At 67.7% G+C, this 8,862-nt stretch carries 8 protein-coding genes; 3 read left to right on the top strand and 5 right to left on the bottom strand.

Annotated elements, in window-relative coordinates:
- Positions 1-71: 71 nt before the first annotated feature.
- The 4 genes from IMX13_RS16230 to IMX13_RS16215 form a co-directional block, all read right to left on the bottom strand.
- A complete protein-coding gene (locus IMX13_RS16230) occupies positions 72-1,883 on the bottom strand; it encodes a DUF885 domain-containing protein (protein ID WP_193396735.1) in 1,812 nt (603 codons plus the stop codon).
- 79 nt (positions 1,884-1,962) lie between these two features.
- Positions 1,963-2,481, bottom strand: coding sequence for a cytochrome c oxidase assembly factor Coa1 family protein (locus IMX13_RS16225; RefSeq protein ID WP_193396734.1), 519 nt, complete (start codon positions 2,479-2,481; stop codon positions 1,963-1,965).
- A 25-nt stretch (positions 2,482-2,506) separates the two neighbouring features.
- The gene (locus IMX13_RS16220) at positions 2,507-4,735 is read right to left on the bottom strand and encodes a S9 family peptidase (protein WP_193396733.1); all 2,229 of its coding nucleotides are present in this window, start codon (positions 4,733-4,735) and stop codon (positions 2,507-2,509) included.
- Positions 4,736-4,928: 193 nt separating this feature from the next.
- Positions 4,929-5,618, bottom strand: coding sequence for a glutathione binding-like protein (locus tag IMX13_RS16215; RefSeq protein WP_053519578.1), 690 nt, complete (start codon positions 5,616-5,618; stop codon positions 4,929-4,931).
- Between the two features lie 109 nt (positions 5,619-5,727).
- Between IMX13_RS16215 and IMX13_RS16210 the strand changes: the two genes are divergently transcribed.
- Both IMX13_RS16210 and IMX13_RS16205 read left to right on the top strand, forming a co-directional pair.
- Positions 5,728-6,333 carry a TIGR00645 family protein gene (locus IMX13_RS16210; RefSeq protein WP_053519577.1) on the top strand — a complete coding sequence of 202 codons (606 nt, stop codon included), beginning with the start codon at positions 5,728-5,730 and terminating at the stop codon, positions 6,331-6,333.
- A gap of 201 nt (positions 6,334-6,534) precedes the next feature.
- A complete protein-coding gene (locus tag IMX13_RS16205; protein WP_074900126.1) occupies positions 6,535-7,533 on the top strand; it encodes a TonB family protein in 999 nt (332 codons plus the stop codon).
- Positions 7,534-7,592: 59 nt separating this feature from the next.
- Here IMX13_RS16205 and IMX13_RS16200 read toward each other — a convergent pair whose 3' ends face one another.
- On the bottom strand, positions 7,593-7,847 hold the full coding sequence (locus IMX13_RS16200) for a hypothetical protein (protein WP_193396732.1): 255 nt from the start codon (positions 7,845-7,847) through the stop codon (positions 7,593-7,595).
- A gap of 77 nt (positions 7,848-7,924) precedes the next feature.
- Here IMX13_RS16200 and IMX13_RS16195 point away from each other — a divergent pair, with 77 nt between their 5' ends.
- Positions 7,925-8,710 (top strand): helix-turn-helix transcriptional regulator, encoded by a 786-nt coding sequence (locus IMX13_RS16195; RefSeq protein ID WP_193396731.1) that lies wholly within the window; start codon positions 7,925-7,927, stop codon positions 8,708-8,710.
- Positions 8,711-8,862 lie beyond the last annotated feature (152 nt).

The raw sequence follows: 8,862 nt of genomic DNA, 5'->3' as shown, positions 1-8,862 counted from the left end.
AGCGCCGGGCCGTGCCCGGCGGCATTTCGCTCTTCCCCGCTGCGCTCGCCGGGCATGGCCCGGCGCTACCGTTATTTCTTCCGGTACTTCGGCACGAACACCTGGTTCACTGCGTCGGCCAGCTGATCCGGCGGCAGCAGGCCCTGGTCGAGCAGGAAGTTGTTGAACGCCAGGCGGTCGAACTTCGCGCCCAGTGCCAGTTCAGTCTGCATGCGCAGCTCCAGGATGCGGGTGTAGCCATAGAAGTAGCTGCCCGCCTGGCCGGGCATGCGCACGGTGTAGCGGTCCAGCTCCTGGGTGGCCATGGCCTTGGACAGGCCGACCTGTTCGATCAGCACCCGTTCGCCGTTTGCACGGTCGGTCAGGCCGAGGTTGAGCATCGGATCAAGCATCGCGCGCGCGGCGCGCAGCAGGCGGAACTGCAGGGCGATCATCTGCCCGTCCAGAGGCTCGTACGGCACCATCTCCGCTTCGGCGTACAGCGCCCAGCCTTCCACGTTCACCGAATTGAACGCGAACATGGTGCGCGCGAGCGAGACGCCGCGCTCGACCATCGCGGTGAACTGCAGCTCATGGCCGGGACGGCCCTCATGCGCGCTCAGGGTCCACGCGGCCGCACCGAAGTTGAAGTCGTCGTACTGGGCGCCGGCACCGGCCGCCGGGTTGCCCAATGGCAGTACGAAGGTGCCCTGCTGTCCGGTGTTGTTCACCAGCGGTGCCGGCAGGAAATGTGGTGCCGGGCTGGCGGCGCTCTCGGCAGCCGAACCCAGGCGCATCTGCATGGCGCGCTTGGGCACGTCGACAATGCCATGCTCGCGGATCAGTGGATCGATGGCGTCGATCACCTTGCGATAGTGGCCTTCGAGCTGGTCGTCGGCGATCTTGTCGGCCTTCAGTGCGCGGATCACGGCGACCGGATCGGTGGGATCGGCGACCTTCAGGCCCTTCTCCTTCACCACCAGCGGCGCCAGCTGCTGCATCGCCGAGCGGGTTTCCATGAACTCCAGCTGGGCACGCTGCATCAGCAGCTTCGGGTCGATGTCGATGCCGACCTGCTTGAGCTGGTATGCGTAGAGCGGCGCCGGCAGGCGCGTGTCGGTACGCGCCTTCGGCAGCACCTCCTTGCGCGTCCAGGCCGCGTACTCCTTCATCTGCCCCGCCAGGGCCTTCATCGCTTCATCGGCACCGCTGATCTGGTACTTCTTCAGCAGCGACTCGATGCCGCTGATGTAGGTCTCGACGTTGTCCAGCGACTGCTGCACTTCGATCTTCGTCGGCTGCAGCAGCGCGCTGTCCTTCAGGCGTTCTTCGTAGCGCTGGCGCGCCAGCGTGGTGAAGGCGGTGCCGCCCGGCGTCAGCCCGGCGTACGCCTTGAGGCGATCAAGCGCCTTGGCCCGGCGCTCGGCCGGCACCTGGTCGGACAGCAGAAGATTGAGGCCGCTGAACACCGTCTGCGGCGCATCGGTCCACGGCAGCAGGTACTTGTCGTTGAGCTCGCTGCCCTCGATGTTCTGGTTGGCGGCGTGGATCATGATCTGCAGGTCCTGGCGGACGTTGGGATCCTTCTCCGTGGCCAGCCTGGCCTGCAGCTCGTCGCGCGCCTTGGCGGTCGCGGCACGGAAGCGCGCGCCGTTGTCCGGGCCGAGGTCGGCCACCTTGTCGTCATAGCCCGGCACGCCGAAGAAGCCGGTCTGCTCGGGCTGGAACGGTCCCTGCGCGTCGAGCAGGATCTGCGCCAGCGCATTGCTGCGCGCGACCCAGGCGGGGCTGGCAGGCGTGGCGGCCTTGGCGGCCTTGGCGGCCGGTGCGGCCAGGGCCGGGGGGGCGGACAGCAGCGGTGCAGCGGTCAGGGCCAGGGCGACGGCCAGCGCGATCGGCTTCATGAAGCACTCCAGGACAGGGTTGCCCGCACCCTACGCGCTCATGGCGATGGCGACAATCGGTGGGAAGTCATGGCGCCGGTCAGAACGCGGCCGTCATCGGGCAGCCACCGCGCTCGCGGCAGGCCTGCAGTTCGCACTCCTGCGCAGCTTCCTCATCGTCCAGCGCGGTCAGATCGAAGGTCTGTTTGTCCGCACCCAGCACATACATCACCGGGTAGTCCCAGACATCGTCGCGGCGGATGCCCTGCACGAACAGGCGACCGTGCGCATGGGCCCCTTCCAGCGACACGGTCAGGCCCACATCGCGCTCACCGGTGATCGCGGTCTGCATGCTGCCCAGCGGCAGCGAGCCGGCGCGCAGCGGTTCGCCGAAGGCCGCCACCAGCTCGATGCTGCATCCGGCGCGCCGCATCGCCTCACGCATCGGCGGACTCTCGCGTGCGGCTTCGCCCCAGCGCATCACACTCCATGCCGCGGAACCGCCCAGTACGCCCAGGAACACCACCACGGTCAGTGGCATCGCCCATCGCCAGTGACGGCGCCACCAGCCGGGGGGATGGGCGGGATGGCCAGGAACAGGGGGTGGCAGGTGGTTCATCGGCGGGCTCCTTCCCGGTTGTCACTCAGGGTTTCAGGCAACGTCCCAGGAACGCTTCCGCCACACGGTAGCGGTGCAGCGCATCGGCACCGGACAGGCCATGCTTGGCGCCCGGGTAGGTCATCAGTTCGAAGGGCTGGCCGCGCTTCTGCAGCGCACTCATCAGGCTGGTCGAATTGGTGAACAGCACGTTGTCATCGGCCATGCCGTGGATCAGCAGCAGGGGTGAGCGCAGTCCGTCGATGTGGGTCAGCACGCGCGCTTCGCGATAACCGGCCTCGTTGCGTGCCGGCAGATCCATGTAGCGTTCGGTGTAATGGCTGTCGTACAGCCCCCAGTCGGTGACCGGTGCACCGGCCACGCCGCAGGCATAGCTGTCGGACGCCTTGGCCAGCAGCATCAGGGTCATGTAACCGCCGTTGGACCAGCCCTGCACGCCGATGCGCGTGGGGTCGACCCAGGGCTGCTGCTTCAGCCATGCCACGCCGCGCAGCTGGTCGGTCACCTCCACCGTGCCCTGCCTGCCATAGAGCGCGCCGCCGAACTCACGGCCACGCCGTGGGGTGCCACGGTTGTCGAGCGAGAACACCACGTAGCCCTGCTGCGCCAGGTACTGGTTGAACAGATGATCGCCACGTCCGGGCCAGCTGTCGGTGACGGTCTGGCTGGCCGGGCCGCCATAGACGTACACCGCCACCGGATAGCGCTTGGAGGGATCGAAGCCGGCAGGCTTGATCAGGCTGTAGTTGAGCGGCGTCCGGCCATCGGCAGCGGTCAGGGTGCCGAATTCGACCGGTCGCTGCGCATCGCGATAGCGCGCGTAGGGATGCTTGGGATCGGCCAGATCATTGTCCACCAGCGTCGCGATCTTCTCACCGTTGGCGCGGTACAGCTCGATCTGCGGCGGTGTGGTGCTGTTGGACCAGCTGTCGACATAGACACTGGCGTTGCGCGCGAAGCTGGCGCTGTGCATGCCCGGCGCCTTGGACAGCCGCTGTGGCGCCTGTCCGCCCTGCAGCGGGACGGAGTAGATCTGGCTCTCGCGCGACGTCTCGATGCCGGCGCGGAAATAGGCCTTGCCGGCCGCTTCATCCACAGCCAGGAGTTCATCCACGGGCCAGTCACCGTGGGTCAGCGCGGTGGCCTTGCCCGTGCTGTCGATGCGGTACAGATGCTGGAAGCCGGTACGCTCGGACGACCACAGCATGCTGCCGTCCTGCAGGAAGCGCAGGCTGTTGTGCAGTGGCACCCAGGTGGGGCTGGTTTCATGGGCAAGCACGCGCTGACGGTTTGAGTCCAATGCCACTTCCACCAGATCCAGCTGCCTCTGGTCACGCGACTGGCGCTGGAACGTCAGGTGCTGGGCATCACGCCAATCCACGCGCGCCAGGTAGATGTCCTGTTCCTTGCCCAGGTCGATCCAGCGCGGCTGTGCCGCGGCGGCCGGCGCGATCACGCCCAGCTGCACGCGCACATTTGCATCGCCGGCGGCCGGGTAACGCTGTTCGATGACATCGGTGCGGTCTGCATAGACCTCGTAGCGCTTCTGTACCGGTACCGGTGCTTCGTCGATGCGGGCGAAGGCGATGGCCGAATCATCCGGCGCCCACCAGTAGCCGGTGTGGCGGTCCATTTCCTCGTCGGCCACGAACTCGGCCACACCGTTGCCGATGGTGGCGCTGCCATCGCCGGTCAGCTGCAGCTGGCTGCCATTGGCCAGATCGATCACCCACAGGTTGCGGCCGCGGATGAAGCTGACGAAGCCGCCTTTCGGCGACAGCTTGGCGTCGGTGGCAAAGCCTTCGCCGTGGGTCAGCTGGCGTACTGCTGCCGGACCCTGCTGCTTCAGGTCGTACAGGTAGAGCTCGCCGCCGAGCGGGAACAACAGGCGCTGTGCGTCCGGCGACCACTGGTAATCGACGATGCCGGTCATCGCCGCGATGCGCTGGCGCTCGCGGCGGGCCTTCTCCTCGTCGCTGAGGGTCTCGGTGCCCGGCAGCACCACCTTGGAGTCGACCAGCAGGCGGGTCTGGCCGCTGGCGATGTCGTAGGTCCACAGATCCAGCTGGTTGCGGTCGCTGTCCTTGCCGCGCAGGAAGCTGACCTGCGAACCGTCCGGAGCGACCTTGGGCTTCATCAGGGTCGGCCCGGACAGCGGCAATGGACCGGTGATGGCTTCCAGCGTCAGTTTTTCAGCGTGGGCGGCAGTACTGGTGGCGAGCATGAGGGCAAGCGAAGCGAACAGGTGGCGCATGGAGGATCCCGGCAAACGGCAGGTCCGCCACCGCAGCATGTGCGGTGGCGATCAGCCCCCATCCTAACCAAGCCCGTGCGGGAAGGCAGCATGACCTTCTGCCCATGGCAGGGACCGGGCACGGCACATCGGCCGTTGACGGGCGGGTAGCGCCGGGCCATGCCCGGCAAGCGCAGCGGCCTGCGCATGACCCTCAGCGCTGGCCGAACAGATGCTTGCGCTCATCATCGCTGAGCGGCTTGCCGGCGTTCGGATTGACCTGCTGGCGCAGCGCATACGCCCGCTGGGTGGCCGGGCGCGCGGCGATGGCCTGATGCCAGCGCTTGAGGTTCGGGAAGGCATCGAAATCTGCCGGCAGCGCGTCGTAGGCACCGACCCACGGATAGCTGGCCATGTCGGCGATGGTGTACTCCTCGCCGGCCAGGAAGGCATGCCCGGCCAGCCGCTTGTCCATCACCCCATGCAGGCGCCGCACCTCGCTGTCGTAGCGCTCGATGGCGTAAGGAATCTTCTGCGGCGCGTAGACATTGAAATGCCCCATCTGGCCGCTCATCGGGCCCAGCCCGGCCATCTGCCAGAACAGCCATTCCAGCGTGGCGATGCGCCCACGCGCATCGGTGGGCAGGAAGCGACCGGTCTTCTCGGCCAGGTACAGCAGGATCGCACCGGATTCGAACACGCTCTGCGGCGCGCCGCCGTCAGCCGGCGCATGGTCGACGATGGCCGGCATCTTGTTGTTGGGCGAGATCGCCAGGAAGTCCGGCTTGAACTGGTCGCCCGATCCGATGTTGACCGGGTGGATGCGGTACTCCAGCCCGCTTTCCTCCAGCATCAGGGTGACTTTATGGCCGTTCGGGGTAGGCCAGTAATACAGATCGATCATGGCAGCGGCTCGGGTGCGGTAAGGAACCTGAAGTCTAGTGCGAGAGTTGGCTTGGCACCGTCATGGCGGGCCGGTAACCTCGCTCCTCCCCCGCAACGCACTGTCCTGCATGTCCCCCCAACGCCCCCTCTCCCCGCTGTCCTCGCTGATCTTCGCCTCGCGCTGGCTGCAGCTGCCGTTGTACCTGGGCCTGATCGTCGCCCAGGGTGTCTACGTGTTCCTGTTCGGCAAGGAACTGTGGCACCTGATCTCCCACTCGGCCTCGATGGGCGAACAGCAGATCATGCTGATCGTGCTGGGCCTGATCGACGTGGTGATGATTTCCAACCTGCTGGTGATGGTGATCGTCGGCGGTTATGAAACCTTCGTCTCGCGCCTGCGGCTGGAAGGCCATCCCGACCAGCCGGAATGGTTGAGCCACGTCAATGCCAGCGTCCTGAAGGTGAAGCTGGCGATGGCGATCATCGGCATTTCCTCGATCCACCTGCTCAAGACCTTCATCGCCAGCGGTTCGCTGGGCGGCCTGCCGCTGTGCGCGCCGGAACTGATGAACGTCGCCGCTGCCAACATCGGTGCCGCCAGGTGCTCGACCTTCACCGAGCAGGGCGTGCTCTGGCAGACCATCATCCACTGCGTGTTCATCCTCTCGGCGATCGGCATCGCCTGGACCGACAAGCTGATGTCCAACAGCCACGACAAGGCACAGGCGCATTGAGGCGCTGGCCGGTGGTGGCGCGGACGCCACCGCCGGTCGTCGCTGCCGCCCTTGTACGCAGCGCTGGCGGGGATGCTAGATTGCTTCCTCGCCGTTGCCGGCGGTGGCGTCGGGAAACGCCACCCTGCCGTGCTCGGACCCACGGTCCCGGCCATGCATATCAATGATTTACGTAACGTCGTCTTCTTAGAGGGGAGCAGGATGTCGCACGTCACAACGATCACCGCCGCGCGCCGGTGGCTGCCGGTTGCCTTGGTACTGGCCCTGGCCGCCTGCTCGGGCAAGGAAGAAACGCCTGCCCCTGCCCCGGCAGGATCGCCTGCCGCTGCGGCACCGGCGACACCGGTAGTGGCCGCCAAGGTGCAGTCGATGGGCACCGAGCAGCTGCGCGAGTCGGCCAGCCAGGCGCTGCGCGAGAACCGCATGTATGCCCCGGCCGGCGACAACGCCATCGAGTACTACCTGGCCCTGCGCGACAAGACGCCGGACGATGCCGCGGTGAAAAGTGCGCTGACCGACCTGCTGCCCTACACCCTGATCGCGGCCGAGCAGCATCTGGGCCGCGAGGACTTCACCGAGGCGCAGCGCCTGGTCGCCCTGATCGAGAAGGTGGATGCCTCCGCACCGGCCCTGCCACGCCTGAAGGAAGGCCTGGCCAAGGGTGTGGAGAACGCGGCCAAGCGCACCGAATCGGAAGCGGAGCGGGCCAAGAAGGACGCCGAGGACCGTACCCGGCAGCAGGCCGAGCAGCAGCGCCTGGCCGAGCAGCGCGCCAAGGAAGCTGATGCGGCCCGGCAGATCGCCGCACAGCAGGATGCCGCCCGCCGTGACAGCGAGCGCGAGGAGGCCGAGCGCCAGGCCGCCGCACGGCGTGAAGCGGAGCAGAAGCAGCAACAGGCCGCTGCGCAGCAGGCCAGTGCCGCACGCCAGGCACCTGCCGCCGCGCCCAGCCTGCGTCCGGTCAGTACGCCGGCCCCCCGCTATCCGGCCGACGCCCTGCGCGCCGGCACCTCCGGCGAGGTACTGGTGGAGATCACGGTGGGTACCGACGGCTCGGTGGTGAACGCCCGCGTGCTGCGTGCGACGCCCGCGCGCATCTTCGACCGCGAAGCCATGAACGCCGTGAAGCGCTGGCGTTTCGAGCCGGTCAGCGCACCGGTCACCACTCGCCGCACCCTGGTGTTCGCGCCGGGCGGCTGAGCCGGGACATCCCCGCCAACCATCACGACAAGGCCCGGTCTGTCCGGGCCTTGTTCGTATCAGCGCGCGCCGTCGATCAGGTGCTGCAGGACCGGATCGCGTGCCCTCAGGATGCGGAACAGGCCCAACGCATGCAGACCCGGCAGCAGCGCGCGCAGGTCGGCTTCCGCCGCTGCCCGGGACGCGGGGCTGCCGGCGGGATCCTGCCAGTCGCGGACGCTGGCAAGGAAAGCGCCCACGCTGCCCTTGCGCACGGTGAGGCCGTTGGCGACCACGTCGTTCTGATGGTCAGGGAGGATGTCTTGAGGCTGCATGAGGAACTCCTTTCGGCGGGTGGCGTGCAGTGTGGACGCTGCTGTCTGCCGGATCTGCCGTATAACTGCCAGTTGATATGGCATATCAGACATCCCCCGCCCTGATTGACCCGCCCCTGGTCGACACCGCCCGAGGGCCGGTGCTGCTGACCGCGCAACTGGCCCTGGACCGTCCACGCCGGACCGCCCGGCACCAGCACGCCCGCGGGCAGCTGCTGGGGGCGCGACAGGGCCTGCTGCGGATCGAGGCAGGCGACCTGCACTGGCTGCTGCCAGCCGGCCATATGGCGTGGGTTCCTCCCGGACTGCCGCATGCGCTGGCCAGCATCGGCCCGTTCAACGGCTGGAGCCTGTACCTCGACGCAGCGACCTGCACGCGACTCCCGGCACGCCCGCGCATCGTGCAACCGGGCGCCCTGCTGCAGGCAGCCGTGGATCGCGTGCTGCGCTGGGCGCCCGCACCGCTCGACGCGGTGCAGGAGCGTCTTGCCGGCGTCATTGCCGATGAGATCGACGCCAGCACACCGCTGCCGCTGGCCTTGCCGCAGCCACGCGATCGGCGCCTGCGGCGCGTCGCTGCGGCGTTGGCGCGTGCACCACAGGACACCCGCAGCGTCGAGGCCTGGTCCCTTGCCATGGGACTGTCCAGCCGCACACTTGCGCGCCACTGGCGGGCCGAAACCGGCATGACACTCAGCCAATGGCGCCAGCGCCTGCGCGTCCTGTTGGCCCTGCCGCGCCTGCTGGCCGGGGAACCGGTGATCAGCGTGGCGCTGTCGCTCGGCTACGACACCCCCAGCGCCTTCATCGCCGTGTTCAAGCGCGAGATGGGGGTGACGCCTGCGCGATATGCAGAGAGCTGACGTATTCAGCACCTCCTCTGCCTACCCTCGCGCTGCAGAGTGCCTGCCGGGGCCGATGTCCCGGATCGGTACCACGTCGCCGATACCTGGGAGAACTTCGACCGGCTGGCCCCGGTGATCGCCCGGCGCTTCGCCGCTTGGCAGGCAACGCG

Source organism: Stenotrophomonas sp. B2 (genome assembly GCF_014947095.1).
Classification (GTDB): domain Bacteria; phylum Pseudomonadota; class Gammaproteobacteria; order Xanthomonadales; family Xanthomonadaceae; genus Stenotrophomonas; species Stenotrophomonas maltophilia_P.
Note: the sequence above shows the minus strand (reverse complement) of the source record. Positions and strands in the feature narration are given on the sequence as shown.